At 47.6% G+C, this 26,012-nt stretch carries 24 protein-coding genes and 2 riboswitches; all 24 genes read right to left on the bottom strand.

All coding sequences use genetic code 11. From position 1 onward, the window contains the following. Nucleotides 1–25 precede the first annotated feature (25 nt). Nucleotides 26–1,003 carry an L-serine ammonia-lyase, iron-sulfur-dependent, subunit alpha gene (gene sdaAA, locus AC1S8V_RS02530; RefSeq protein ID WP_482072299.1) on the bottom strand — a complete coding sequence of 326 codons (978 nt, stop codon included), beginning with the start codon at nucleotides 1,001–1,003 and terminating at the stop codon, nucleotides 26–28. Beyond that, on the bottom strand, nucleotides 993–1,682 hold the full coding sequence (sdaAB, locus tag AC1S8V_RS02525; protein ID WP_482074369.1) for an L-serine ammonia-lyase, iron-sulfur-dependent subunit beta: 690 nt from the start codon (nucleotides 1,680–1,682) through the stop codon (nucleotides 993–995). The genes sdaAA and sdaAB overlap by 11 nt, the downstream gene beginning before the upstream one ends. Nucleotides 1,683–1,793: 111 nt before the next feature. Further along, nucleotides 1,794–1,928: riboswitch (glycine riboswitch) on the bottom strand. A 4-nt stretch (nucleotides 1,929–1,932) separates the two neighbouring features. Beyond that, nucleotides 1,933–2,056, bottom strand: a riboswitch (glycine riboswitch). A 149-nt stretch (nucleotides 2,057–2,205) separates the two neighbouring features. Beyond that, nucleotides 2,206–3,297: a LolA family protein gene (locus AC1S8V_RS02520; RefSeq protein ID WP_482072298.1), complete on the bottom strand. Its 1,092-nt coding sequence runs from the start codon at nucleotides 3,295–3,297 to the stop codon at nucleotides 2,206–2,208. 1 nt (nucleotide 3,298) lies between these two features. Continuing rightward, the gene (locus tag AC1S8V_RS02515; RefSeq protein ID WP_482072297.1) at nucleotides 3,299–4,789 is read right to left on the bottom strand and encodes a sensor histidine kinase; all 1,491 of its coding nucleotides are present in this window, start codon (nucleotides 4,787–4,789) and stop codon (nucleotides 3,299–3,301) included. Beyond that, on the bottom strand, nucleotides 4,786–5,496 hold the full coding sequence (locus AC1S8V_RS02510; protein ID WP_482072296.1) for a response regulator transcription factor: 711 nt from the start codon (nucleotides 5,494–5,496) through the stop codon (nucleotides 4,786–4,788). The genes AC1S8V_RS02515 and AC1S8V_RS02510 overlap by 4 nt, the downstream gene beginning before the upstream one ends. A gap of 192 nt (nucleotides 5,497–5,688) precedes the next feature. Continuing rightward, nucleotides 5,689–6,681: a phosphotransferase enzyme family protein gene (locus AC1S8V_RS02505; RefSeq protein ID WP_482072295.1), complete on the bottom strand. Its 993-nt coding sequence runs from the start codon at nucleotides 6,679–6,681 to the stop codon at nucleotides 5,689–5,691. 218 nt (nucleotides 6,682–6,899) lie between these two features. Then, nucleotides 6,900–7,655: a phosphate ABC transporter ATP-binding protein PstB gene (gene pstB / locus AC1S8V_RS02500; protein ID WP_482072294.1), complete on the bottom strand. Its 756-nt coding sequence runs from the start codon at nucleotides 7,653–7,655 to the stop codon at nucleotides 6,900–6,902. A gap of 12 nt (nucleotides 7,656–7,667) precedes the next feature. Beyond that, the gene (gene pstA / locus AC1S8V_RS02495) at nucleotides 7,668–8,555 is read right to left on the bottom strand and encodes a phosphate ABC transporter permease PstA (RefSeq protein ID WP_482074368.1); all 888 of its coding nucleotides are present in this window, start codon (nucleotides 8,553–8,555) and stop codon (nucleotides 7,668–7,670) included. A gap of 2 nt (nucleotides 8,556–8,557) precedes the next feature. Then, nucleotides 8,558–9,493, bottom strand: coding sequence for a phosphate ABC transporter permease subunit PstC (gene pstC / locus AC1S8V_RS02490; RefSeq protein WP_482072293.1), 936 nt, complete (start codon nucleotides 9,491–9,493; stop codon nucleotides 8,558–8,560). 115 nt (nucleotides 9,494–9,608) lie between these two features. Beyond that, nucleotides 9,609–10,532 (bottom strand): phosphate ABC transporter substrate-binding protein PstS family protein, encoded by a 924-nt coding sequence (locus tag AC1S8V_RS02485; RefSeq protein ID WP_482072292.1) that lies wholly within the window; start codon nucleotides 10,530–10,532, stop codon nucleotides 9,609–9,611. 546 nt (nucleotides 10,533–11,078) lie between these two features. Then, the gene (locus AC1S8V_RS02480; protein ID WP_482072291.1) at nucleotides 11,079–12,371 is read right to left on the bottom strand and encodes an arsenic transporter; all 1,293 of its coding nucleotides are present in this window, start codon (nucleotides 12,369–12,371) and stop codon (nucleotides 11,079–11,081) included. A 178-nt stretch (nucleotides 12,372–12,549) separates the two neighbouring features. Beyond that, a complete protein-coding gene (locus tag AC1S8V_RS02475; RefSeq protein ID WP_482072290.1) occupies nucleotides 12,550–14,646 on the bottom strand; it encodes a methyl-accepting chemotaxis protein in 2,097 nt (698 codons plus the stop codon). Between the two features lie 179 nt (nucleotides 14,647–14,825). Next, on the bottom strand, nucleotides 14,826–15,881 hold the full coding sequence (locus AC1S8V_RS02470) for an EAL domain-containing protein (protein ID WP_482072289.1): 1,056 nt from the start codon (nucleotides 15,879–15,881) through the stop codon (nucleotides 14,826–14,828). Between the two features lie 217 nt (nucleotides 15,882–16,098). After that, complete coding sequence (locus AC1S8V_RS02465; RefSeq protein WP_482072288.1) at nucleotides 16,099–18,339, bottom strand: bifunctional 2',3'-cyclic-nucleotide 2'-phosphodiesterase/3'-nucleotidase; 2,241 nt, start codon at nucleotides 18,337–18,339, stop codon at nucleotides 16,099–16,101. 479 nt (nucleotides 18,340–18,818) lie between these two features. Beyond that, nucleotides 18,819–19,235 carry a pyridoxamine 5'-phosphate oxidase family protein gene (locus AC1S8V_RS02460; protein ID WP_482072287.1) on the bottom strand — a complete coding sequence of 139 codons (417 nt, stop codon included), beginning with the start codon at nucleotides 19,233–19,235 and terminating at the stop codon, nucleotides 18,819–18,821. A gap of 641 nt (nucleotides 19,236–19,876) precedes the next feature. Next, the gene (locus AC1S8V_RS02455; RefSeq protein ID WP_482072286.1) at nucleotides 19,877–20,335 is read right to left on the bottom strand and encodes an NUDIX domain-containing protein; all 459 of its coding nucleotides are present in this window, start codon (nucleotides 20,333–20,335) and stop codon (nucleotides 19,877–19,879) included. An 86-nt stretch (nucleotides 20,336–20,421) separates the two neighbouring features. Next, on the bottom strand, nucleotides 20,422–21,195 hold the full coding sequence (locus AC1S8V_RS02450; RefSeq protein WP_482072285.1) for a LamB/YcsF family protein: 774 nt from the start codon (nucleotides 21,193–21,195) through the stop codon (nucleotides 20,422–20,424). After that, nucleotides 21,192–22,226, bottom strand: a complete 1,035-nt coding sequence (locus tag AC1S8V_RS02445; protein WP_482072284.1) for a 5-oxoprolinase subunit C family protein — start codon at nucleotides 22,224–22,226, stop codon at nucleotides 21,192–21,194. The genes AC1S8V_RS02450 and AC1S8V_RS02445 overlap by 4 nt, the downstream gene beginning before the upstream one ends. Beyond that, on the bottom strand, nucleotides 22,223–22,939 hold the full coding sequence (gene pxpB, locus AC1S8V_RS02440; RefSeq protein WP_482072283.1) for a 5-oxoprolinase subunit PxpB: 717 nt from the start codon (nucleotides 22,937–22,939) through the stop codon (nucleotides 22,223–22,225). Before pxpB ends, AC1S8V_RS02445 begins: the two co-directional genes overlap by 4 nt. A gap of 39 nt (nucleotides 22,940–22,978) precedes the next feature. After that, complete coding sequence (locus AC1S8V_RS02435; protein WP_482072282.1) at nucleotides 22,979–23,812, bottom strand: DUF2785 domain-containing protein; 834 nt, start codon at nucleotides 23,810–23,812, stop codon at nucleotides 22,979–22,981. Then, nucleotides 23,813–24,406 carry a histidine phosphatase family protein gene (locus AC1S8V_RS02430; protein WP_482072281.1) on the bottom strand — a complete coding sequence of 198 codons (594 nt, stop codon included), beginning with the start codon at nucleotides 24,404–24,406 and terminating at the stop codon, nucleotides 23,813–23,815. Beyond that, nucleotides 24,403–24,993 (bottom strand): DUF1572 family protein, encoded by a 591-nt coding sequence (locus AC1S8V_RS02425; protein WP_482072280.1) that lies wholly within the window; start codon nucleotides 24,991–24,993, stop codon nucleotides 24,403–24,405. Before AC1S8V_RS02425 ends, AC1S8V_RS02430 begins: the two co-directional genes overlap by 4 nt. Before the next feature lie 69 nt (nucleotides 24,994–25,062). Then, a complete protein-coding gene (locus AC1S8V_RS02420) occupies nucleotides 25,063–25,392 on the bottom strand; it encodes a DUF952 domain-containing protein (protein WP_091038169.1) in 330 nt (109 codons plus the stop codon). 51 nt (nucleotides 25,393–25,443) lie between these two features. Then, nucleotides 25,444–26,001 carry a GNAT family N-acetyltransferase gene (locus tag AC1S8V_RS02415; RefSeq protein WP_482072279.1) on the bottom strand — a complete coding sequence of 186 codons (558 nt, stop codon included), beginning with the start codon at nucleotides 25,999–26,001 and terminating at the stop codon, nucleotides 25,444–25,446. Nucleotides 26,002–26,012: the final 11 nt, after the last annotated feature.

Raw genomic sequence — 26,012 nt, 5'->3', positions numbered from 1 at the left:
TATATCTCGGTGGTCCCGGTTCAGCTTAAACCTGAGGGTCCGTGTCCACTTGAGCATTATCTGCCCCACTTGTAGTTGTGTCAGAATCGGCTGTGTTCGATTCCGGCTCAGGCTCAGCACGCTTTGCCTTCGGTTTAGCCAGCTTCTGCATCATTTTGCGTCCGGTTGGCGTCTGGGCCAACCCGCCCTGGGCTGTCTCCCGATGGCGACTCGGCATTGCACTGCCTACTTCCAGCATGACGTCTATAACTTCGTCTGACGGAATGGCACTACGCACACCGGCCAATGCCATATCGGCCGCAGCCAGTGCTGTTACGGCACCAAGTCCATTACGGACGATGCACGGAATTTCGACGAGCCCTGCGACTGGATCGCAGATAAGGCCCAGTGTATTTTTCAACGCCAAGCCAACGGCATGAACGACCTGCTCCGGTGTACCTCCACGCAGCTCAACCATAGCACCCGCAGCCATACCAATCGCAGAACCCACTTCCGCCTGACAGCCACCTTCGGCACCGGAGATAAACGAATTGTTGGCAATGACATAACCGATTGCCCCGGCACAGAACAACCCGTTCACCAAGTGTTCGTCCGTCCAGCCAAACCGCTCTTGTGAACTGATAAACACACCAGGAATAATGCCGCAGGAACCGGCTGTTGGTGTTGCCACGATCCGGCCCATGGAGGCATTCACTTCAGATACACACAGGGCATACGCCATGGCAAGTGCAGAAGCATCGCCAGAGCAAGTCTCACCCTTGCGAATGTACTCGGCCATTTTCTTGCCGTCTCCACCCGTTAACCCACTGCGTGATGTGGTATCTTCCGTTAATCCCCTGTGTACCGCTTCCTTCATCACTTGATAATAGTCCGACATCTGCTGCACAACATCCACTTCCGGCGTATTGGTCTCCTGGACCTGCTCCTCAATCATTAGCTGAGCAATGGTTTTGGATTCCGCTGTACAGATCGTATTCAGTTCATGCAAATGTTTAAACCGCATCCGAATCAACTCCTCTCTTCAAATCAATGACACGAATGTCCAGGACATGGTCGAGCGAACGCAGACGCTTCAACATATCCGGATTAGGCACGCCGTCCATCTCCATTGCCGTCAGCGCTTCTCCATCACGGGCTTTCCGATCTACCTGCATATACCCGATGTTAACCCCGGATGAGCTGATCGTGGATGTCACTGACGCAAGCACCCCCGCTTTGTCCGCATGTCGCAGAACGAGTGTCGGAAACTCTCCACTGATCTGAACACGAAAATCATTCATCGCATGCACTGATACGCTGCCGCCGCCAATGGAAGCACCGATCAGCGAGCATACGCGATCTCCATGCCACAATTCAATTTTGACCGTATTCGGATGAGGAGCAGGCAGGCCGCTTGTATAAAACTCAACCTCCATGCCCGCTTCCTCTGCGTATTGCTCTGCATCTGGAATACGCGGATCGTCTGTGACATAGTCCAGCAGACCACCGATCAGTGCCAGATCTGTTCCGTGCCCCTGATACGTATCTGCAAATGAACCGTACAGTGTCAGTCGTGCCCGATCCGGTGTACATCCCAGCCACTGTCGAGCAATTCTTCCTAACCTTGCTGCTCCAGCTGTATGTGAACTTGAAGGCCCCGTCATGGACGGACCAATAATTGAAAAAACATCTTTAAACCGCACCTGCAACCCTCCATTTATATTCGTCATTTCCATCCAGAAGCATATACAGATTGTTCCTTATTTACTGAATGATGACACCAAAAAAGGACAGAAGAAGGCCCCAAGCCCTCTCTCTGTCCTCGATACCTGAGAGTTTCATGATCAGCAGTGTCCAAGGACAAGGTGAATGCCTGCGATTACAGGCAAGCTCACCGGGCTGACTGATCATATACCCCTTGGGTGGCGCAATTCGCGCACTCTCCAGAGTTGCGTCCAACGATGGTACATTTACCTGAGAGATTAACCACTACGCCGGGTGCGCAGCAGCTTGCTCCTTCGGTGCCTGAACACTAGCCATTTTGCTCGGCTAACCAGGTCTCTCCCGCTCGTTATCATCCGCTGTATAGTCATATCCTCGTTCGAACACACATCGAACGTGTATCTTTTGTTAAAATGATCATATTCGGTACATATACTTACAGATTAATATGCTACACATTATATGTCAATAAAAGTGACGTATAATTATCATCTTTATCACTCATTAGGAATGATTAGGCAGCTTCAATTCATTTATCCAAGCTTGAAGCTTCTCTTTCGTCCATCCTTCGTTTTCACCCATGACGGAGTACCGCAAGCCATTTTCACTCCATGATATGTTCCGAATGCTCTTCATATATGAACCCTCGGTGTTACGAACCTTAATCTTGGCTTCATCCGGCATTAGTGTATCGTCCACATTTTCTTCCGGCATCTTGAATACCGTCAGGCTGACTTCTACCTTGTCGTCACGTACATAATACAAGGTTACTTCATCTCTGCTCAGCTCACCGCCCAATGTAGACATTTCGATCCGTGATCGTTCGAATTCTCCACTCGTGTCCTGTAGGAACGGCTGTTCCAACGCTTTTTCCGCTTCCTCTAAGGTCACTTCGGAATTCTGCATCATATCGTTCAAGTCCTTCACATCGACCTCCTTAGGGATGTCAATTACGAAAGTATCCTTTGTGAATTCAGGGTCATACTGAATCGGATCATAGACCATTTCTGATTTCCCATCCCCATACGCGCTGTTTACTTTGACAATCATCCACGTTTTGGGGTCTACCCAATACTCTGAAGATATGGAGAATACGCCTTCTTCTTTTGGTGTCAATTCAATATGAATGACGTCCTGTCCATGAAGTTTCTCCTGTCCCATCATATTCACATCATGCGTAATACGTAACCGCTCTAGTTGATCAACCAATATTTGCTTCTGGGTTTGATTAGGCTGTTGTGACACGGATGATGCATCCATGGAATATGCTGCTCCTGTTTCTTTTTCATAAAGGATGATCTCCTTTCCGTTATTAACTGCGTAACTGACATTGCCATTCTCGGATGTTTCCGTGCGCTTTCGGCCGGTTTCACCATCTACCCATTCCTTAATTTGCATCGTGTTAGTCAGCTTGTCGTCCGCCCATATCTTCATCACACCTTCCGCATAATATGAGGCAGGTTCTGTTTCTGCTGAGACAACCTTCTCGATCATATCGTCTCCTGACATAGCCAGCATATCCTTCTCCGCGCAACCTCCAAGCAGGGCGCCTGCAAGCAAAGCAGTACCCAGCATCATCCATCCTTTTTTCATCATCTTACCCATCCTCTCTGCGTTTACATTCTCCATGTTCAGGCAATCGGCATGCTGCCAGCGTTCCATATCCTTCGTATGACCACATGCGCATATCCCCCCCGTGCTTTATTGCAACCCGTTTGGCTATACTCAATCCCAATCCCGAACCACCTGCATACGTCTTCTCCTCCTGATTCTGGTGTTGAACATAGGGTTCGAAGATACGAATGAGCTGTTCTTCAGGAATAGCAGGACCTTCATTTTGTACTATGATCAATGTTGCCCCCGCCCTGTAGTTATCCAATTCATCTCCAAGCGAGGGAATAATCCATTCTGGGAGCTCCCCATCTGAAGCAATAACCCCTAGTCCCATTACACCGTTCGTCCTTGTGTGGCGTAGTGCGTTATTTATCAGATTATCTGTCAGGCGCATCAGTTGTTCGGGATGAACTCGGTACAGTTGATCTGTGCGGACATCCATCTTCACGTCAATCTGCCCACGCTCGGCAAGTCCCTCATAGCTCCCAAGCAGCATATCGAAAAACTCCTCACCTTCCACCTCAACCATGGCCATCTCCGATTCAGTGGAACCCAGCGCCGTATACATCTCAAGTTCACTAATCATCTGTTTCATCCGCTTCACATTCCCATACAGCACGTCCTGATATTCCTGCCTTTCACGGCGTTCCAGATGCGGATTGCTACTAAGTGCTTCCGCATAAGCACTAATGGACATTAACGGCGTTTTCAGATCATGAGACAAAGAGGCAACCATAAGTTCCTTCTCTTTTTGTTCTCTTCGCACTTCAGCCTGGGTTTCTCTGACTTTCTCCTGCATTGCATCAAACTGTTGGAGCAATGTGCCCATTTCATCATGACGAACAGGTAGCACATCTGGAACAGCCTCTCCCCGTGCAAAAGCATCCATTCGTTCTAATAGATATTTCATCGGTCGAAAGAGCTTTCTGGATAGCAGCCACAGCACTGTTCCGTATAACAGGATAAAGAAAGCAGCAGCCAGACCAATGACCCAGGTTGTCCGCAAGGATATGCCTTCCAGCCAATCTCCACGCAGCATGACAATCTCGTAAATGCCAACCAACTCACCCTTTTCCCATACGGGTTTTTTCAGTGAAAATGTGCGATGACGAATCTGTAAGTTGTACAGATTACGATACAGCTCCGCGCCCCCAACGGTGTAGGCTCCAGCAGTCCATGTGTTCTCGCCAGATGTATACACCCGAATCCCTGTTGGTAAATACAGATCAAAGTTCACCCGAACATCCTCCAATTCAGAGAGTGCAGCGAAGGCATCAGGCGATTGCAGACGGTACAGCCCCGGGTCAGATAAAGCCAGTTCAATAGGGGCCATTTGACCGGACAACTCTACATATTCCGTTACGGCACGCTGATCATTGTAATAGTTATACAGGGAGTACAGCGCCCACCCTGCAACGACAGGCAGCAGCATTACAATGAGAAAGGCAAGCATTAACCAGTACTTCAGCTTCATTCTTCCGGCTCCCCCACGAATCGGTAGCCACTGCCCCACACCGTCTGAATCCAGCGTGGATGATGGGGCTCGTCACCAAGCTTGGCCCGAAGGCTCTTCACATGAACTGTGACCGTACTAGAGTTCCCCGCCTCTGGCTGACTCCAGACATGTTCATACAGTTCCGCCTTGGTAAACACCCGGCCCGGATGAGAGGCAAGCAGTAGGAGCAAAGCCCATTCCTTGTTGGTTAGTGCCACATGTTCTCCATGTATCTGTGCGCGCTGATTCAAATCATCGATCGATAACCCATCGTTATACTGCTGATCTGTCGATTCCGGCTCTACACCTTGATATCTCCGGTACCTGTTCAGATGGGATTTAATGCGGGCTGTAAGTTCTGTCAGACTGAAGGGTTTGGTAATATAATCGTCAGCTCCCAGACCCAGCCCTCTGACTTTGCTCTCTTCCTCGATTCGAGCACTCATCATGAGCAGCGGAACATCACTGATTAGCCTGATATTTTTGCATACCGTGAACCCATCCATCTCCGGCAGCATCAGATCTAACAGGACTAATTGATAGGTCCCCCCCCTAAAGTCTTCCCAGCTCTCCAAACCGCTTGATGCCCAAGTCACCTCATAACCCTCACGTCGTAGATGATCTCTCAGAATGCGAGCAATCTCTGGATCATCCTCCACCAGCAATATGTTCTCGCTGTCTCTCATCGCTGCTTCATCCTCCCATGACTGTATTGTAGCGAAGAAAAGCTGACTCTCCGCAGAGTTTATACTTTCTTCATAAATGTCCATTACGATCGTTATCTAATGCATGCAAAAAGAGCCCCCCGATTGTTCAGGACGCCCAGGTATTATTCACAATCTTAATCCTAAGTTATAGCTCCTAGAAAAGAAAATACCTCATAACTCATAGAAGATGCTCTCGTTCTGCACATAAGGTCTGCAATACTTGCTGCACAGCTTCGGCATGCGATCTTTCATCCATTCGTGTCTCGATTCATTTGCCATCTGAAAGGCATAATAACCCAGTGTAAAGATCAACATGAACCCTTCCATTAATCGAATATCATGATCCGTGAGTGGCGCGATCTGTTGGGTATAACCGGATAAGAATATGTCACGTTCCTCCCGATTGAACATAAGTGCTGCCCCTCCGGCATCGAAAAGATAATAACCATAACCGTGTAGACAAAAATCAATCATGGAAATTCCCTGCTCCCTTATCAGCAGATTGTTGCGAGTAATATCCCCATGAATGATCCCCCATGTCCCTGCGTTCTGCGGGTACGTTGCTAGCTGTTCATTAATGTTCTCAAACGTCTCACGAAGCAGATCGAAGTCTTCCGTTGTAAAAATTCCCAGTCGGACGCCTTCCTCTAACTGCCCTAGCATGACCAAGTTCTCATGGCTATTACCATATGCCGGCCGTACCTTTGTTCGATCTGTCTGATCCTGCTCACGCCCATATTGATGAAGCATCTGCAGTTGTGCCCCAAGATCATAGATCTGCTCTGTTGTCAGGCGTTCTCCCTGCTGGATGTCCCTGCCCTCAATCCACTCCAATACCGTACAACAAATCTCTTCTCCCGCTTCACTTGTCCATACCGTTACCCATTCGCCTGATACATTCCGTACCGGATGCTGCACGCGCAATGCTGTCGTTGCGTTCAACTCATGAAGCAGATTCATCTCTGCCTCCAGCGCAGGAAGTGTATGCTGAATACCTGTCATACTTGCATATGCGGCTTGGTGTATCCGTAGCAGATACTTCTGCCCGCTTGCTTCATCAACAACATGATACGTCAGATTCTCATTATGCCGAATATATGAAACGACAGGTTTCTCAATAGTGTAGTTTTGTATAATCTGAGCTGCCATATGGTCGTAAGACATCTGGTCCGTAGTGATGATCAACATCTCCTTCAAAGTAATGTAAACGTTCTCTTATTAATAAATATCGTAGCATGATTGCTTGACATACAGCAAATTCTTCCAAAATGAAATTAAAAAGCACAACCCCCGAACAACCGTCCAGGCATTGTGCTTTCTTTTGTCTCTATTAATTTCTTAATCTCTCTGTCTGTTGCTCTATGTGACACTCCATGATCCAATTAACCGAAACGACCCATAATGTATTCTTGCGTCAGACGATTGTCCGGGTTCGTGAAAATATGCTCTGTATCCCCATGTTCAATCATATTTCCAAGATAAAAATAAGCTGTATAATCCGAGATGCGTGCCGCCTGCTGCATGTTATGGGTAACAATAACAATCCGCAGATCCTTCTTAAGCTCGGTGATCAATTCCTCAACCTTACCCGAAGATACCGGGTCAAGTGCAGATGCCGGCTCGTCGAGCAGCAGAATCTGTGGTTCAACAGACAAAGCGCGAGCGATACATAGGCGCTGCTGTTGTCCGCCAGAGAGAGACAGAGCTGACTCATGCAATCTGTCTTTCACTTCGTCCCAGAGCGCAGCACGGCGCAAGCTTTTTTCCACAATTTCATCCAGTGCCTTCTTACTCTTCGTACCACGGTAGCGGGGGCCAAACGCGATATTGTTGTAGATGGACTTATGAAAAGGATTCGGCTTCTGCCACACCATGCCAATCTTCTGGCGAAGCTTGATTACATCGGTTCCAGGCTCATTCAGATCGTTACCGTCCATCCAGATATGTCCCTCTGTGCGGGAACCAGCGATCTCATCGTTCATTCGGTTGAGGGACCGGAGGAACGTGGATTTACCACAACCAGACGGTCCAATCAGCGCCGTTACGCTTGCTTCGGGAAACGTCAGGCTGATCTGCTTAACTGCCTGGAAATGCCCATAATATATGCTTAACTGTTCCGTACCAAAAGGTATGGCCATGTTGGTTCCTCCTTATTTCGAAGCTGTCATGCGGCGGAATATAACCCGACCGATCCAGCGTGCACTTAGATTGAACGCCAGCACGAGAATGACAAGCACCGCGGATGCGCCTGCTGCCACTTCTTTGGAATCTGGCCCAATGCCTTCACTGTTGACCTTCCAGATATGGACAGCAAGTGTCTCTGCCGGACGGAAAGGGTTAAGCGGTGATCTAGGGCTCGTCGGATTCCAATCTGTAAAGTCCAATGGTGGACTACTCATACCTGCGGTGAACATCAACGCTGCTGCCTCACCAAAGATCCGGCCCGATGCCAGGATCGTACCCGTAATCAAGCTGGGCAATGCCACAGGCAGCAGAATGGAAGTGATAATCTTCCACTTGGACAGTCCAAGTGCCAGACCTGCTTCTTTCTGTTCCTTCGGAACAGCCCGGAAGGCCTGCTCCGTAGTCCGCACCATCAGTGGCAAGTTAAAGATCGCCAGAGCCAAGGCACCCGAGATCAGGGAGAAACCAAGACCAAATGTATTTACAAGCAATAAGAGACCAAACAAACCGATAACGATGGAAGGGAATGATGACAATACTTCAACGACCAGACGAATGAAGCTGGTAATCTTGCCTGGTTTGGCGTATTCCGCCATGTAAATTCCGCCGCCCCATCCGAGTGGAATGGTAACAATCAGGGTCAGGACAAGCAAGAATATGGAGTTGAAGAGCTGTGGACCAATCCCACCGCCGCCTTTGAGTAACTGTGGAGCGCTTGTCAGGAAGTGCCAGTTAATATGTCCAATGCCTCTAAACATGATGAAGCCAAGCAGACCGAGCAATAGAATAACAATGAACAAGGCCAGTACAACGATAACGGATGTTGCAATTTTATCTACCGTCTTTGCCTTCATTTTCATACCCGGTTCCTCCTTTCAAGCAGGCGAACCAGAATGACGAAGACAAAGGTCATCACCAACAGGACAAGCGCCATACTCCACAGTGCATTGTTATGAACAGAACCCATCGTGGTATTACCCATGCTGAGTGTAATTACACTTGTTAATGTTGAAGCCGATTCAAGCAAGGATGTTGGAACATGCGGTGCATTACCAATAACCATCTGCACAGCAAGGGCCTCACCAAAGGCACGAGCCATACCGAGTACAATACCTGTCAACAAGGCAGGCAGAACTGTCGGGATAATAACCCGGTAGATGGTTTGCCAGCGAGTGGCACCCAGTGCGTAGGAGGATTCACGCAATCCTTTTGGCAACGCGGACAATGCATCTGCCATAATACTTGTCACCGTAGGAAGAATCATGACGGACAAGACCAGACATCCGGCTGCAATCCCAACGCCCGCTCCACCAAAGATACTTCGCAACAAGGGTACAATTACACTCAGACCGATAAAACCGTACACAACGGAAGGGATACCAGACAAGAGCTCTATCGCAGGCTGTAAAATCTTTTTACCTTTACCTGGCACAATCTCCGTCATAAAGAGTGCTGCACACAGGCTAAGCGGGCTCGCAATGAGGGCTGCAAGCAATGTCGTTATGAAAGAACCTGTGATGAACGGTAATGCTCCATAGACAGCAGGTTCCCCCGTTGGATTCCATGTTTTGCCCGATAAAAACTCGCGTAAACTTACGCCATCCTGGAAAAAAGTAGACAGCCCCTTAGACGCTACAAAGTACACGATGGAAAACATGACGACGATCAGGAAAACGACACAAATCGACGTATAGATTCTTCCCGTCCACTCTTCCCAGTAATGCTTTTCTCTCAAGGGCCGGCGTGATTTCAGCTTGTTGTTCATTACCGTTCCCCCTTCGGTCTGTTCCATAACAACCATCCTTCTATAGTAGAATTCATGCAAAATATAAGATAATCCCAGAGCAAACCGCGCAAAGAGGCAGGACCAAGGTCCGCCTCTCTCGCTGTATGCGCAAGTTCAAAGATTATTCCGTTACGTTGCCTGCTACATCACGTTTTACTTTCATGCCAGATACCGGGATGTAACCAAGCTCAGTTACGTCGCTTTGTTGAATTTCATCACTCAGAATGTAGTCGAGGAATGCTTTTGTTGCTGCATCCGGTTCACCTTTGGTGTACATGTGCTCGTAAGCCCATACCGGATATTTTCCTGCTTCTACGTTCTCAACAGTTGCTTCTACACCCTCGTATTTCAGAACCTGCAAGCTATCATCCAGGTAGGACAGAGCCAGATAACCAATTGCGCCTGGAGTCTCGGATACGAGTTTCTTAACTGTACCTGAGGAATCTTCCTGGATCGAACCCGGGATATCTTTTACTTTCATTCCCAGAGCGAAGCTCTCGAATGTTGCACGAGTACCAGAACTGCTTGGACGGTTAACGATGACAATTGCTTGATCTGCACCGCCAACGTCTTTCCAGTTTGTAATTTCACCGGAGAAAATGTCGACCAGTTGTTGCTTCGTCAAATCTTGCACACCTGCATCTTTGTTGCTAACTGGAGCAATTGCTACAACAGCTACTTGATGATCCTTCAGTTCACTTACTTTTGCGGCGTCATCGATTTTCTCTTCCGCAAACACGTCAGAGTTACCAATTGTAGCTTGTCCGTCAGATACTTGTGTCAGGCCTGTACCACTACCGCCGCCTTGTACTTGTACTGTTACTTTCTTATATTCATCAACTGCCATAAATTTCTGTCCAGCTTGCTCTACCAGAGGTTGCAGTGCTGTTGATCCAACAGCCAGAATGTTACCGCTAAGCTCAGCAGATTCTCCTGATCCATTGCTTGCAGCACCCTCTGTACCCGCGTCATTTTTTGATCCGCATGCAGCGAGCACCAGTACGAACGTTAAGGTCATCAAAATAAACGGCAACTTTTTAAACATGTTTTGTTTTCCTCCCCCAATGTAGTGATGGCGTTTTGTGAATTTGTTTGTTCACCATCAACTCTTTACTCATTGTAGTTTCATTATGTCATCTTAAAATCAGTGTTTTGTAAACGCAGTGTTAAAAATATCGGCTGTATATTGAACTATTTGGGACTGAATTGGACGCTCCGGGAACGGACGTTGTTTCAATCGCTGTTATCCCCGGATTTATATGATTTACTTTTTTCAAGGAATACATACGGGGATAAAGGCGAACGCTTCGCTTTTCCACAATCATCCGTTCCCTCCGCTGTGTCAGCGCTAAGAGGTTCCCAGGCATTCCAACCTCCTGCCTGGGAAGTAAGCAAAGAAGGCCAGCCTACAATGGGCTGGCCTTCTTTGCTTAACTGCTTAATTGAAATAGAGAATTCATTTCTTCTATAGAAGAAACAAAAGAGGAACAAATAAACTGCTCTCTCCGCCAGTGCGTAGCACCAGCGGAGAGAGCAGCCTTTTACAATACATTGAATGATTTAGATATTCCTAATGTAAAACCTATTTTTACTACCCTAGAATCCATAACCACAATGCCAATCCGGCCAAGGTAATTAATAATGTAGGGATCGTCAGGATGATGCCTGCTTTGAAATAATACCCCCATGTGATCTTCACGCCTTTGCGGGACAAAACGTGGAGCCACAACAATGTGGCAAGTGATCCAATCGGGGTCATTTTGGGACCCAGATCGGAACCAATGACATTGGCATAGATTAGCGCCTCTTGAACGATACCTTCGGTGTGTGCACCCTGGATGGCTAGCAGGTTAATCAACACGGTAGGCAGGTTGTTCATCACCGATGACAATACGGCGGCGATGATGCCCATCCCGAGCGAAGCAGCCAGCAGGCCATGCTCCGCTATGGCATCCAGCCAGCGGCTCAGGTGATCCGTTAACCCTGCATTACGTAGTCCATATACGACGATGTACATGCCCACCGAGAACGCCACAATCGACCATGGCGCTCCCTTGATTACCCGTTTCAGATCAACAGCCTCACTCTTGCGTGCCATTAAGGCAAACAGCAACGCAACGGAGCCAACGATAACCGACACGGGAATCGGCAGAAACTCACTGGATGCATAGGCTACCAGTAACAGCCCCAGCATGAACCAGGCGATCCGGAACATCCGCGGATCACGTATCGCTTCCTTCGGGTCGCGTGCCGCAGAGATATCGTAGCGACGAGGGATGCTTTTGCGATAGAACAAGAACAGCATTCCCGTACTCGCTACGATCGAGAATAGATTGGGCACAACCATGCGCACCGCATACTCCACAAAGGTAATACCAAAGAAATCAGCAGACACAATGTTAACCAAATTACTGACGACCAGCGGCAACGATGTAGTATCTGCGATAAATCCACTCGCCATCACAAAAGCCAGCACCATACGCTCATCAAACTTCAATGCACGCACCATCGCGAGCACAATTGGCGTCAGAATCAGTGCTGCACCATCATTTGCGAACAAGGCAGACACTGCGGCCCCCAGCAAAATGGAGTAGAAGAAAAGTCTGCGACCATCTCCTCCAGCCAGCCTCGCCATATGAAGGGCAGCCCATTCGAAGAAACCCGTCTCATCGAGAATGAGAGAAATCATAATAATGCCGACAAAAGCCAGTGTTGCATTCCATACAATGGATGCCACATCCGAGGCATCGTTTAAGCTGACGACTCCACACAGCAGGGCAAGCAATGCCCCACCCGAGGCAGTCCAACCGATACCCAACCCACGAGGTTGCCAAATCACCAAGGTGATCGTTACTGCAAAAATCAATATTGCTACGTATACCATAGAGCCTCCTGCTGTACCCTGTTTCGATATATTCTATCGTTCATTCAATCTATATATTGAAAGATTACACCGCACGATGCGCGGAAGAACCAGACGATATATTTATACAGGGCCGCAGGAGCAATGTCTATCTTTATTTCCTTTTATATAAACTGTAGTACGTTCTGCTGTCCCAATATCAGGATTTATCGTTACCCTTATCCTTCGGTGTATCCTCTACCATCTTGAACATACCGAGCAGTCCTTGTAATTGTTCTGCCATGCTATTCAGATGTGCCGAGGATGATGCAATCTCTTCTACCGATGCCAATTGCTCTTGCGAAGATGCAGACACGGATTCTGTATTCGCAGCCGATTCTTGGGTCACATTGGAAATATCGCTCATCGCCTTGGCAACGTGGGATGCACCGCTCTCCAGCTGCTTCGTTGTTTCGGACAAGTCATCCAATGTATGAACAGCATCTTCCACCGCCTCCCGAATCCGGGCAAACGATTGTCCTGATGTATTCACGGCCTGGATGCCTTCTCCCACTCGAGTCTGAGCCGCATTCATGGCGATAAGAGCAGCATCCATGTCCTGACGGATATTGTGCACCAGCTCACCGATCTGCCCTGCCGAGCTTCCGGATTCTTCTGCGAGCTTACGCACCTCTCCGGCTACGACAGCAAATCCACGACCCGCATCCCCCGCTCTTGCCGCTTCAATGGAAGCATTCAATGCGAGCAAGTTGGTTTGTTTGGAGATCGATGCGATAACATCAACCATACTGCCAATTTCAACCGAACGGGTATTCAGAGACTGGACTACCGTTCCCAACTGCTCCACCGTTTCCTGGATGCTGTTCATCTGCACAACAGCCTGTCCTGCTGCCTCATTCCCAGAAGAAGCCGCTCCAGACGTATTCCGCATATTTGCTGTGATCGATTGCACACGCTCCGACATCATCCGAACATCTTCTGCCATTCGGCTCATCTGTCCAGATCCGTCTCTCACACTGTTCACCTGCTGCTCTGCACCTTCAGCCAGTTCCTGGATGGCTAGTGTTGAATGTTCAATCGCTTTGGTGGTTTGTTCTGCACTGGCAGACAATTCTTGAGAAGAAGCAGATACTTGCTCTGTCGTCTCCTGTACACCGAGAATCATCATCCGCAGGTTATCGACCATCCGCTCGAAATACTTCGCCAGATCACCGACTTCATCTTTACGACCCGTTTCCATTTTCACAGTCAGATCACCTTTACTTACAGCTCTGGCTGATTCCTGTAGTCGTTTAATTGGACGCAGCATGGAACGTGTGAACCAGATAATAAAGATGAGCGTAAGGAACGTGGCCGCGAGAATAACCATAAATGTGGCCATTCGAATGTCCTTACTTGCATCTGTTATTTCACTCTTGAACATCGTACCGGCAATTTTCCAACCCGTTGCTTCATTCGTTGAGAAAATCATCATTTTCGGCTGCTCATTGAATACGTAATCGAATTGACCTTCTGGACCTTCATACATTTCATCCAGGAAACCACTCGTTTCCTGTGTACCTGCATCTACTACAGGGGATACGACATAATTTTTGTTCGCATCCATAATAATGACGTAGCCTTCTTTACCCACCTTGATGGATGCCTGCTCTTGAAGATCTGTCAGATCCAGAGACAAACCGACAACACCGGATTGGTCTTTTAATGTTTTGGAGATAAAAACAACCGCAATTCCATCCGTGTTTTTGGAAACAGCTGACACAACGGCCGTACCCGGCTTCTCCATCGCAAGTTTGTACCATTCCCGCTCCCTAGGATCATACGCATCTCCTCGCGTGCTACTCGCTGTTGGTTTACCTCGAACCATGACTCCCTCTGTCGTTCCCACAAAAATATTCATGGCATCCGGATGCAAGCCCAGATATTGCTCCAGTTTCACCTGAACCTCAGGACTATCGTTCTCTCCTTTAATGAGGGTTGAATCAATGGCATCCGCAAAATAGTTAATGTCATGAATCTTGTAATTCACATGGCTTTCTACAATGGTATTGGCAGTGTTCACACTTTGCAGGGCGCTGTCTACTAATTGTCCTTGAACGCCATCTTCAGCCATCGTTAGTGTGATCAAGCCTATGGCCAGACTTGGCAGAAGCAGAACTGCCAGGAAAGAGACCAATAGTTTGTTCCTTATATTCCATACGAAACCTTTCTTTTTATTCTTCTTTTTATTTTTATTTTGTTTTGGTTTGGCGGGTTTTGCTGCTTTCATTATTTTATTATCCTGAGCTTCACTCATTGCTTTTTCCCCCTCTAAATGTAAAAATGGCCTCTTTCTTTGTATGTATGAATCAATCTACAAGGCTTATCTTATATATCGGCTAATGGAGAGTATTTATTTGAGAGAAAAAAGTGCAGGTACACCAAACAAGTCACTTCTGATCAGAAGTGACTTGTTTGGTGTACAGGATGCTGTTTTTATTCAATGAAACTAGGCAGAGTGTTAGAATACGGGCCTTCTGGGGGTTGTGCAGAAGGTTTACCGAAATAGTAACCTTGTGCAAGCTCAATACCTATAGAACGGCAGAATTCAAACTCTTCCATTCGCTCAATCCCCTCTGCAAGTACTTGACCTCCAAATCGACTCGACATCTCAACAATATGAAGAATTTTCTGTTGTTTTGTCGAATCCTGATCACAACGGTCAATAAGACTTCGATCTATTTTGACAAAATCCGGTTCTAACCGATTCATCAACTCAATTGTCGAATATCCAGCACCTACATCATCCAGTGCAACGGACATTCCACGGGATCGATACACCTCAAAGATATGCTGCAAGATGGACATATGCTGAATCTGCTCTGTTTCCACAACTTCAAACACAAAATCTTTAGGGTCAAGCGAAAGACGTTCAATCGCTTCAAGCGTATGTGTCAGACAATATTCGGGGTTATATATGGAGGAAGGCAGGAAATTTACGAAGCGTTTGACACCATGCGGCAGAAAAAGGGCACTGGTCTCAATGGCAGTAATACGCGCAGTTCGATCCAGAAAAGAGTGTAACCCGGTCGCTCGCGCAACTTCAAATAATTCATAGGAACTGAAGGATTTTCCATTATCAGAGGGTCGAAGTAAAAACTCATACCCAATAATTTGCTCCGACGCATCAACGATGGGCTGCATATGACTGCTGAATTGGTGCTCCAAAATAATGGTAACCAGATCTGCATGCTTGAAACGAGATTGCTGCATACTTAGACTGATCCAGCTTTCATTACTAGCCTGTTCGTATAAAGGTGTAATCTGAACGGTTAGGGAATCACGTAAAGTGGGATCAATTTCGCCGATCTCTTCTATCAAGCTCTGAACCGCCTCAAGATTCGAAAAATGTATCCACATCATGTCATCCGACGTTTCGATATGTCTTCCCGGCATTTGCAGCGCTTCCACCAAAGCGGGGGAATTGGGACGCAGGTACAAGGTACCTTGACCCTCTATAGGACAGATTGGACTGCAGCCACTGCAATTCATGTAGGACCCCCCTTGCCAATTTATGATTCCATGTCCATTAATGTTCACTGGTATATACCCAAAGTTTGTAAATATTATATCATGGGTCTTGAAATTAATCTCTACTGTTTTGATGACTTCCTATATGACGGTTATTGGAACAAATATATTCAAATTTACAGAAAAAAAGACCAACAGTCTGATGACTGTCGGTCTCCTCCTCACCGCTTATTAAACTTTAAGAAGCGGGAATCACGATTTTCTGTCCAACTTTCAGGTTGTGCACATTTGAGATTTGGTTAGCTGTCGCAAGCTTGCGCCAGTCCACACCATATTTCAAACCGATGCGGTACAGGTTATCGCCTTTTTTCACCACGTATACAACCTTGTTGTTGGTTGCCGGTTTCTCAGGTTGTGGCTTAGGCGTCGGTGTTGGTGTTGGTTTAGCTGGTTCCGTACCTGTTTCAGGTGTTGTCGTTGCTTCACCTGTCAGTTTCAAGCCATACTCTGCAAAACCTTCTTTGTTCGTGCCGATGAACGACATCGCCGGATTCGCTTCAACCAGATCTTTCGCATCCGGGGAAGAAGCAAATACAACTTCAAGATCGTTCAGCGCTGCTGCGGTTAAACCAGCAGATGGTTTGATCGGTGCCAGGGACCAGTTGCCGTCCGCTGCCGGATTAATCGTTTTATTTTCACGAATGTAGTCGATGATCACTTGACGGTTCTCATCCGGTGCAGCCAGAACGATCCGTTTGCCGTCCGGGTTAGCCAGTTTGGATGAAGAAGCACGGTAGTTATTCGTCGCTACAATGAATTTTTGCGCTGGGTCAACCGGTTTGCCGTTAAAGCTCAGATCCTTGATCCGGCTTGCAGATGCATTAACAATCGTAGCTTTGCTGTCGTATTTGGCTGGTTGGGTCACATCAATCTGATACGTTACACCATCGATAACATCGAAGTTGTACGTCGGGAAGTCATCGTTGATCAGTTGTTGTTGTCCACCTTTGGCCGGATCGATCTGGTTGAATTGGCCTGCAGACCATTCCAGCCATTCTTTCAGCTCTGCGCCGTTAACCATTACAGCATGTACCGTGTTTGGATACACGTACAGGTCAGCAACGTTTTTGATGGCAATGGTGCCTGTAGGAATATTCGTGTAATACGAAGCGCCTGAACGTCCACCAGCTTTGAATGGAGCACCTGCGGACAATACAGGGATTTTCTCATATTCGGTACCTTGCATATGTTTTTCAACATACCATTTCTGTGCATTCGTTACGATCTGAATGGATGGATCATCCTGAACCAGAGCGAAGAAGCTGTTAATTGGTGCAGTCGTTTCGCCAACCGGACCACGAACATACTCCAATGTACCTTCATGCTCTTCATGAACCGCATCAATGATGTCCTGATCAGCCTCTACCAGTGGCTTTTTGCTCGCAGTGTCATAGATTGGGCGTGCTTCCGTTTTGGAATCCACCACTTTCCATTTGCCATCCACTTGTTCTAGATCCAGATCAATAATTCCAAGGTGATCCCCCCAGAATCCTGGCTCTACAGCAGGAACGCCGTTAATGGTGCCCTTCTCCAGGTCTACCCCTTTTTTGCCAGCAAAATCAGCACTTGGGAACACTTTGTGGGCATGTCCAAACAAAATGGCATTAATGCCTTCAACTTGGCTCAAATACAATACGGAGTTCTCCATCAGATCCGTTTGAGGAATTTCCTCAAATCCGGAGTGAGGAATAGCTACAATAATGTCGGCCCCTTTTGCTTTCATCTCAGGAATGAATTTTTTCGCAGTAGCGATAATATCCTTGGCGATGACCTTACCTTCAAGATTAGCACTGTCCCACTGCATGATTTGTGGCGGCACAAATCCGATCACACCCACTTTGATCGTATGTTCCTTGCCATTCTCATCCGTTACTTTTTTATCCAAAATCTCATAAGGTGTGAAATAGTTCTTGTCATTCGTCTCGTCATCATCACCATCGTCTACATAGACATTGGCATTAATGTAAGGGAAGTTTGCTCCCTCCAGCGTCATGTCCAGAAAGTCCAGACCATAGTTGAATTCATGGTTACCGATGTTACCTGCATCATAATCGAGCAGATTCATCGCTTTATATACAGGGTGAGTCTCACCCTTTTTCAATGGATCAATTTTGGCAGTGTAGTCTCCCAGCGGATTTCCCTGAATCAGATCCCCGTTATCAAACAGCAGGCTGTTCTTCGCTTCGTCACGGGCTTTCTTAATCAGTGTTGCTGTTTTGGCGAGTCCGTATTGGTCTGTCTCTTTGTCCGAATAGTAATCATAGTTAACCAGATTGGTATGAATGTCTGTGGTTTCCATGATCCGCAGCTTCACTTTGGCAGCATCCGCAGCCGATACAGGTACCGGAAATACCGCAAGCACGTTTAATGCAACCAAAGCGGCAGTCAGGCTTGATAATACTTTTTTACTCGTTTTCAAAATAACCCCTCCCGGTTATGTACATTGAATCATGCATTAATGGGCAAACGAAGAGCGCAGAAAAAAAGATAGATTTCATGGGTTGTGCGTACTGACGCTCAGATGACATGCATTGGAATTTCAGGTAAGTTTATCTCACATGAACATCTATTTATGTCTGTGCTTGTCGTTTACATTCCAAATCATAACGCAATGTTCAGCCATTGAAAAGCATTATTTTTTACATTACCCGCACATACCAAGCCGAGTTTACATTATCATGCGTGATTTCGACAATTTTTTCAACATTTTAGTAGGTATTTAGTGCTTATTATCTTTAAAATACGTATATTACACGAATCTTACATGTGTATCCAATTTTGCGTTATTCATCCATACTAAAAACCGTGAAGCCTGAATTGGCTTTCACGGTTGGATTGAACTCTGCGCGTATTTTCGCATAAGGACGCTACTTCGCAGAGGTTATTTTCATATTCGGATTATTGTTCCCACACATGATGTTCATGATCTTTCCCTGTGTATTCAATACGATCCGGGGTGATATCCAGAATGACATAGTTCGGATCATTAGGTCCATCGAACCATGCCTTCAGTTCGTCGTTCCACACTTGCTCACGCAAGCCTTCGTTCTTCGTCACTTCACAGGTTCCTTCGATCTCAACCACTTCCTTGGAACCACCAGCCTCGTAACCAAGTAGCAGGCTAACATTCGGATTATTCTCCAGTTCCTCTACTTTGTGTGTACGGCGGTTCGTTGCCAGATGAATGTTGAGTCCATCGTTGAAAAGCGCCATATAGCGGGATTTCGGTTTACCATTCTCCACAGTCGAGAAGCTGCAAAATGGGTTGTTTTCCAATGCTTTTACAATGTTTTGTTCCAATTCAGTCTGGTTCATGGGAAGTGCTCCTTTCGGTTTGGGGGAATGTTGGAGGACTGTGTAGGCGGCCGTTCCGGGTACGGATCGTTCTTTGGATCGCTGTTATCTCGCAATGATCCTGATCTCTTCATCGTATACGTTGGATTAAAGACGATTTACACTGACACTACGATGACAGAATAACCTTCCAATCGCTGTTATCCCCAGATTTTTTTATTCCCTTTTCCGAAGGGGAAAATCCGGGGATAAAGGCGAACGCTTCGCTTTTTCAGGTTTTTTCTGTCCTCTCCGTTATCGTGTAAATGTTTAATTCAATGGATATACAAGTGAAAATCCAGGATACCAGCAGACGCTTCGCTTCCTCAGAATCGATTCCGTCCCCTCCACTACGTCTACCGTTCTTCCAAATTGAGGAGTGGGTAAGCTAAAGTTCAAACAGAAACCTGTACTTAACTTTTACAGGTTTCGCTTCTTTAGATTTAATCCGCTCCGTTGCTGTGTATAAGTACAGTCAACTTACGTTAGGTGTAATAAGCCTGTACTTATAGTGTACCCACCTCACCTGTGGTGAATCCATGAACCGATACGCAAACGTGACAAAATTGGAAAAGTTCTTTATAAAAATGTTTACATAAAGGGATTAGTACGAAATTTCTGATTTAATTCAGATCTCCCAGATAGATTGAGGAAGAGCCTGATTTAAGCAGCAACTCGCCAATTGTTTTTGGATATAAACGAAGCTGGGACAGATCTTCAAGCGGAATCCATTCAACGGCGACTTGGTGGTCGTCTGGATTGGAGCCTTCAAAAATAGTTGCCTCCGGATCGATCAGGCTGCACGTAAAATAAAATTCAACCTGGTGGATATCTGCATCCCACTCGGCGAATTCATGATTTTTTCCGATATATTCCCGGATATGTAACAGCTCTCCCACGTTCACAGCCTCACCAATCTCCTCCAAACATTCGCGCGCGACCGCATCCTTGAGTTCTTCACCCTTCTCCTGTCCTCCACCTGGGAACACATAAGCGGTGCCATATTGGTCTTCCAGCCGGATGACCAGCAATCGTCCATCCTGCACAATAACGGCCTTCGCCGAGTTCCGTATGGGTTTCATTCTGTTCTTTCACTCCTTGTCATTCCAAAATTTCAAAGTTCAATCTGTTCAACCTGATAACACTGTTGTTCTGCTGAACAGACGTATCATCCCGTGGTATGCGCGGATAACTTAATGCCTTCCGATTCCAGCAAGCGACGAATTTCTTGAGCAAATGCGAGAGCGTTCGCTCCGTCACCGTGGATACAGACAGTCTCTGCCTTAATGGGAACCAGCGTACCATCCGTAGATACAACCACGCCGTCTTTCACCATCTGGAGCACTTGAGCAATCGCTTGTCCCGACTCTTCAATGACAGCTCCCGCTTGGCTGCGAGGGGTTAGCTTACCATCCGCCCCATAGGTTCGATCCGCAAACACCTCGCTCACACTGCGCATACCGATGCGATCAGCAGCGTGAATCAGCTCACTGCCCGCCAGACCATACAAATACAGATCAGGCTGCACCTGATAGATCGCCTCCACGATGGCTTCTGCAAGCTTCGTATCTTCTGCAGCCATATTGTATAAGGCACCGTGTGGTTTGACGTGATGCATTCGCCCCCCACTTACACGGACAAAGGCATCCAGTGCACCGATCTGATATACCACCATGTCATATGCTTCCCGTGGCGTAATGTCCATCCGTCTTCTGCCGAACCCTTGCAAATCCGGCAACCCGGGGTGGGCTCCAATCGCAACCTGATGCTCCAATGCGCCCTCCACCGTCAGCCGCATCGTAGCCGGGTCCCCTGCATTAAACCCGCAGGCTATATTGGCTGACGTAATTAAGGGCAGAATGGCTTCTTCCGACAGCGTGCGATATATACCATAACTTTCGCCCAGATCACAATTGATATCCAAGGTTTTCGAGGTATTCATTGAGTGCCCTCCATTTCTGCCATTCTTCTGCGTATCAGCTTATCCATGAGCTGCATGTTGCATTCCTGTTCCATGTACAACTGTCGGGCTTGATCATGAGTAATCTGTTCAAAAGAGATTTGGGTTCCTGGCCTGGACTGAGCCAGGATTGGCATATCCACCTGAGCTACCTGTGCAATGACAGGATAACCTCCAATCGTCTGATGGTCTGCCATCAAGACGATGGGCTGACCATCCGGTGGCACCTGCACCGTGCCATAGGTAACGGCTTCAGACAGCCGATCGAGCGGCTGATCCAGCTCCAGTCTGGAGCCTTGTAAGCGATAGCCCATCCGATCGGATTGCGGAGAGATCACGTATTTTTCGGTATAGAATTGCTCCAGACTTTCTTGGCTAAACAGCAAACTATCCTTGCTCTGCATCACGCGAATAACAGATCTGCCATCATAGTCAGGTCTTTCCCGCTCAGACAAGAACCACACTGGTGCCATTATTCGTTGTTTAGTCTCATGCTCCTCTGCCTGCTGCTCCATACGCTGCATCCATACTTGCGCTTCAACAGAAGGTTTCCCCGTAGACAACAGATCCCCCACACGCAAGGCTCGCCCCTCCACACCGCCAAGACCTGTCTTGAGATCTGTGCTTTGACTACCCATGACTTCAGGTACAGCTATTCCACCCGAAATCGCCAGATAACCGCGCAAGCCATGACGACATTGGCCAAACTTCAGTACACTTCCAGCCCGCACCAGCACAGGACGCCATAAAGGTACAGGCAGATGGTCCACCGTCGCCGTCAAGTCGGCCCCACACAATGAGACAAGCTGGCTCTCCTGAAATCGAAGCTCCGACCCCGTCATCGTCATCTCAAGTACCGCTGCATGACGGGAATTACCAGCAAGCATATTAGCTGCTCTGGCTGCAAAGGTATCCATGACCCCGCCAGGATGAATACCATACCGGCGATAACCGGTTCTGCCTTCATCCTGAACAGTAGATAACAGACCAGCGCGGATCACTTCAATGCTCATCCTTCGCCCTCCTTCCGCTTCAGCGCCAGATAGTCCTGCATCGTAATCTGCTCGAATCGAACCCGATCACCTGCTGCCAGCAAACTCGGCACGTGCTCATCCGGACGAAACAATCGGAGTGGGGTTCGTCCAATACATTGCCATCCTCCGGGTGTATCCACCGGATAGATTCCCGTCTGTTTGCCACCAATACCTACTGTACCGGCCTCAACCCGGAGCCTTGGCGTTGCCCGTCTGGGCGTAGCAATCCGTTCAGACAACCCGCCGAGATAAGGAAAACCCGGGGCGAATCCAATCATATGTACGAGATAATCCCCAGATGTATGAATCGCAATAACGTCCTCTGGGGTGAGTCCATGTTCACTCGCAACATAGTACAGATCAGGCCCCCATTCTCCACCGTAACATACGGGAATCGTGACCGTTCTGGACTTGTCTTGTACGGATTCCTTCATTTCATTTAACTGCTGAAGCAGAATACGGCTTAACTCGGAGTACGGGGAGATGAACGGATCATAGAACAGCGTAACGGACGTGTAAGAAGGCACCCATTCGATCATGGCTGGCAGCGATCGCTTCTCCAGCAATGCACAGATGGACATCACTCTGCGCTGCACCGTTTCAGACAAGCGATCCCCGCAATGGATGATAACCGCAGTCTCACCCAGTGGAGATAGGATATCCTCCGTCCATGCATACGGCAATTCGGTCATGTTGCGTCTCCCCCTTTTGTCCACACGTTTGGCGTACCTTTATTTTTCTCTCTCCAACGCCTGCAATACCAATGAACGAACCGCCGGAAAAGGTTCGGCTTCTTCTGAACGTATCGCAAGATACAGTGTCTGAAGAAACAGACGCACATTCAGGCTTCTGTGACTGGTTTCCAGATGCGATCTGTTCTCTGTCTGATCTCTTTGGTAAAGTGAATCGATCCACACCGCAATATCCTTTTGCTCCAGCAGATTGCGACGAAGAATGGTCATGACGGCATGCGCAATTCGCTGATCCTCATCATGGATGTAAACCATACTTGATTCGGTTATTTTCACAGCGAGTGCACGCAGAAGTTCCAACAGATCCGTTCGTTCTAGATATGGCGACTGTCCCAGATCTTCAACCGCATCCGCCGCGTGTGCAGGGGCATGTGCCCAGCCCTTATCATCGGCATAGCCGCGAACATCTTTTTCACGTTCCAGATATGTAGTCAACCGATGATGAATCCCTGCGATATCCTCCTTGTCCAGAAAAGGCCGCTGACGATCCACATTCAGAATGGGGGGTAGTAACAACACGGAGAACGTCCGCGTAAACACACTATCCGTTCCCTGCTCTCCGATCCCGTAGAAAAGGTGTTGATCGTCCAGCGCCAACTGCAACACATGCCGGAGCTGGTCTTCCGAAAATACACCCTGCCCAATCCAGGTCGCAAACGTAACATAGATCAATTCATCCCGCAAAACAGGGTCAGGACTACCAATATGCTTCATCATATCCAGCGCCAATTCATACGGCTGTTCCACGTGGTCGATGGACCGATTAGCTGACTGGATATGCTGCAATTTTTGCTTTAATGTCAGAGCATCCATCTATTGAGACTCCCTGGACGAGTCCAGATGCACACTGCAATTGTACAGTTCACATTGCCACGTACGATCATTTTTGATAATCCGTGTAATGGATGTGTTGGACAGCTTCACGCTAATATCAAGCTCAGGTACCAGACCACGCAGTGTATTCCGCAGAACAGCTCCGTGACTGACTACGATTACTCTTCCATCGGGGTGCTGTTGTACAATATCCTCAAGCACCGCACTACCTCGAACAGTCCCTGCATCCGCAAGCTCCCGTCCCAGATCCAGGGTATTCCAGTCCACTCCCCACTTGGCTATGCGTTCCTCTTCTGTCGTTCCTTCGACTTGTCCTCCGCCCATCTCGCGAAGTCTAGGGTCCAGATGAATCTCTTGGATGCCCAAGCGATCACCAATGATGCGAGCTGTCTCACTTGCACGCTCCAAGTCACTTGCATAGATGGCATCCCAGGATTCTTCGACCAGTCTCGCGGCAAGTAATACCGCCTGTTCCCTGCCATCCTGATCCAACGGATTATCCGTCTGGCCCTGCGAACGTTTTTCCTTATTCCACGCTGTGCTTCCATGGCGAATCAATGCGATTTGGGTCATTGTTGTTCCTCACCTTTTTCGATATGAAGTTCATCTTCTGTAAAATGTTTTCGTGCTTTCGATCTGGCAAATTTGCCACCATTATATTGAGCAGACCCGTTTCTCGGAATCGAGAGACTGTCCCACGCTGTTTCTTTAAGCATTTTCGCGGCAAATACAATCTGTCCTATATGATACGGATAATGTGCCAATTGCCGAATAATAGCCTCCATGACGGTGTGTCCTTCATTGCGAATGTATATGATATGAGACAATTGTTCCGGGGTAAACGAACGAATGGCTTCGAGTAGACAATTCCAGCCTTCCTCCCATTTGGAGAGCAACTCTTCCCGGGAAGAAATATCATTCACGAATTCGGCATCTCGTTCACGCCACGGTTTCTCTCCATCTGTTGTCAGTACATCCGTCCAACGGGACAGCATATTGCCCCATAGATGTTTTACGATAACCGCAATGCTGTTCGCGTCTTCATTCCAGGATTGAAACAATTGCTCGGACTCCAGTTGCGCCATGGCTTTTTCTCCGAGCTGCTTGTAATACAAAAACTGTTTCTCGGCTGTCTCCAGAAAAACCTGATTCATATCCATCCGTTAACCGCCCTTCGGAAAAGTATGATAACCCCTGATCACGTTCAGACAGATCCGTCACATGTTACTTTATTCAGGGAATGAGAACGTACCGTCTGCATTCGGTTCAAATGGAATGACTTTACGCACCGCATCCAGATTGAGCTCTCCATAGATATGTGGAAATAGTTCATTCAATTCGTAGAGATCCTCATACACCAGCTCTGGCTTTAACGCCTTTTCATCAATACTAAGTAATAACAGATCCGTGCGGCCTGCATAATATTGCCCGGCTACCCATGGGATCTGTTCCTTGGTGGAACAATGAATGAATCCGTCCGTCTCCAGGCTATCTGGTGCATACTCACTCCCCTTTGACACTTGCTCCCACAACGAACGGGAAATAATACTATAGATCATGGTTCCGCCTCCTTCAATTTCTGCGATGTACCCTATGTGTCATTGGAAGTATTATAGATCATCCCGGATACGGGAGTACACTTTTTGATCCGTAAATACACCTTTGATCTTCAACTGTTTGCGTAACAAACCTTCGTACGACATGCCCAGCTTCTCCATGACACGTGCAGAGCCTATGTTGCCTGCGTTACATTTTCCCTCCAGCCGATTGCAATCCAGTTCCCGAAAGCAATACTCCACGATGGGTTGCATTGCTTCTGCTGCGAGACCCTTGCCCCAGTGACTGCTGGCTATTGCGTATCCCAGTTCAGCACTCTGCATGGGCTCATTAAGATGAAAAATGCCACCCCTCCCAATCAACGTCCCTGTTTCCTTCAGGAAAAATGCCCAGATATGGACCTTTTTCCGTTCATAATTATCCAGTACCCGCTGAATATATTGTATCGAATCCTCCACCGTCTCATGGCAGTTCCACAAGCTCTGCTGACTCACTCGCGGATCAGAGGCGAACGCATAATATTCTTCGAGATCATCCATCGTAAGGCGTCTCAGTCTTAACCGCTGTGTTTCGAATTCGGGCGATTCGGCAAAAAGTTTCTCTACATTCATTCAGCGCACCT

It is taken from the genome of Paenibacillus sp. B46(2026), from assembly GCF_056786355.1.
This window is presented reverse-complemented; position numbering and strand designations above follow the sequence as displayed.

Coding starts and splice junctions, on each gene's coding strand:
- sdaAA (WP_482072299.1), bottom strand. CDS start 1,003: ATGCGGTTTAAACATTTGCATGAACTGAATACGATCTGTACAGCGGAA.
- AC1S8V_RS02520 (WP_482072298.1), bottom strand. CDS start 3,297: ATGATGAAAAAAGGATGGATGATGCTGGGTACTGCTTTGCTTGCAGGC.
- AC1S8V_RS02515 (WP_482072297.1), bottom strand. CDS start 4,789: ATGAAGCTGAAGTACTGGTTAATGCTTGCCTTTCTCATTGTAATGCTG.
- AC1S8V_RS02510 (WP_482072296.1), bottom strand. CDS start 5,496: ATGAGAGACAGCGAGAACATATTGCTGGTGGAGGATGATCCAGAGATT.
- AC1S8V_RS02505 (WP_482072295.1), bottom strand. CDS start 6,681: ATGTCTTACGACCATATGGCAGCTCAGATTATACAAAACTACACTATT.
- pstB (WP_482072294.1), bottom strand. CDS start 7,655: ATGGCCATACCTTTTGGTACGGAACAGTTAAGCATATATTATGGGCAT.
- pstA (WP_482074368.1), bottom strand. CDS start 8,555: ATGAAGGCAAAGACGGTAGATAAAATTGCAACATCCGTTATCGTTGTA.
- pstC (WP_482072293.1), bottom strand. CDS start 9,493: ATGGAACAGACCGAAGGGGGAACGGTAATGAACAACAAGCTGAAATCA.
- AC1S8V_RS02485 (WP_482072292.1), bottom strand. CDS start 10,532: ATGTTTAAAAAGTTGCCGTTTATTTTGATGACCTTAACGTTCGTACTG.
- AC1S8V_RS02480 (WP_482072291.1), bottom strand. CDS start 12,371: ATGGTATACGTAGCAATATTGATTTTTGCAGTAACGATCACCTTGGTG.
- AC1S8V_RS02475 (WP_482072290.1), bottom strand. CDS start 14,646: ATGAGTGAAGCTCAGGATAATAAAATAATGAAAGCAGCAAAACCCGCC.
- AC1S8V_RS02470 (WP_482072289.1), bottom strand. CDS start 15,881: ATGAATTGCAGTGGCTGCAGTCCAATCTGTCCTATAGAGGGTCAAGGT.
- AC1S8V_RS02460 (WP_482072287.1), bottom strand. CDS start 19,235: ATGAACCAGACTGAATTGGAACAAAACATTGTAAAAGCATTGGAAAAC.
- AC1S8V_RS02455 (WP_482072286.1), bottom strand. CDS start 20,335: ATGAAACCCATACGGAACTCGGCGAAGGCCGTTATTGTGCAGGATGGA.
- AC1S8V_RS02450 (WP_482072285.1), bottom strand. CDS start 21,195: ATGAATACCTCGAAAACCTTGGATATCAATTGTGATCTGGGCGAAAGT.
- AC1S8V_RS02445 (WP_482072284.1), bottom strand. CDS start 22,226: ATGAGCATTGAAGTGATCCGCGCTGGTCTGTTATCTACTGTTCAGGAT.
- pxpB (WP_482072283.1), bottom strand. CDS start 22,939: ATGACCGAATTGCCGTATGCATGGACGGAGGATATCCTATCTCCACTG.
- AC1S8V_RS02435 (WP_482072282.1), bottom strand. CDS start 23,812: ATGGATGCTCTGACATTAAAGCAAAAATTGCAGCATATCCAGTCAGCT.
- AC1S8V_RS02430 (WP_482072281.1), bottom strand. CDS start 24,406: ATGACCCAAATCGCATTGATTCGCCATGGAAGCACAGCGTGGAATAAG.
- AC1S8V_RS02425 (WP_482072280.1), bottom strand. CDS start 24,993: ATGGATATGAATCAGGTTTTTCTGGAGACAGCCGAGAAACAGTTTTTG.
- AC1S8V_RS02420 (WP_091038169.1), bottom strand. CDS start 25,392: ATGATCTATAGTATTATTTCCCGTTCGTTGTGGGAGCAAGTGTCAAAG.
- AC1S8V_RS02415 (WP_482072279.1), bottom strand. CDS start 26,001: ATGAATGTAGAGAAACTTTTTGCCGAATCGCCCGAATTCGAAACACAG.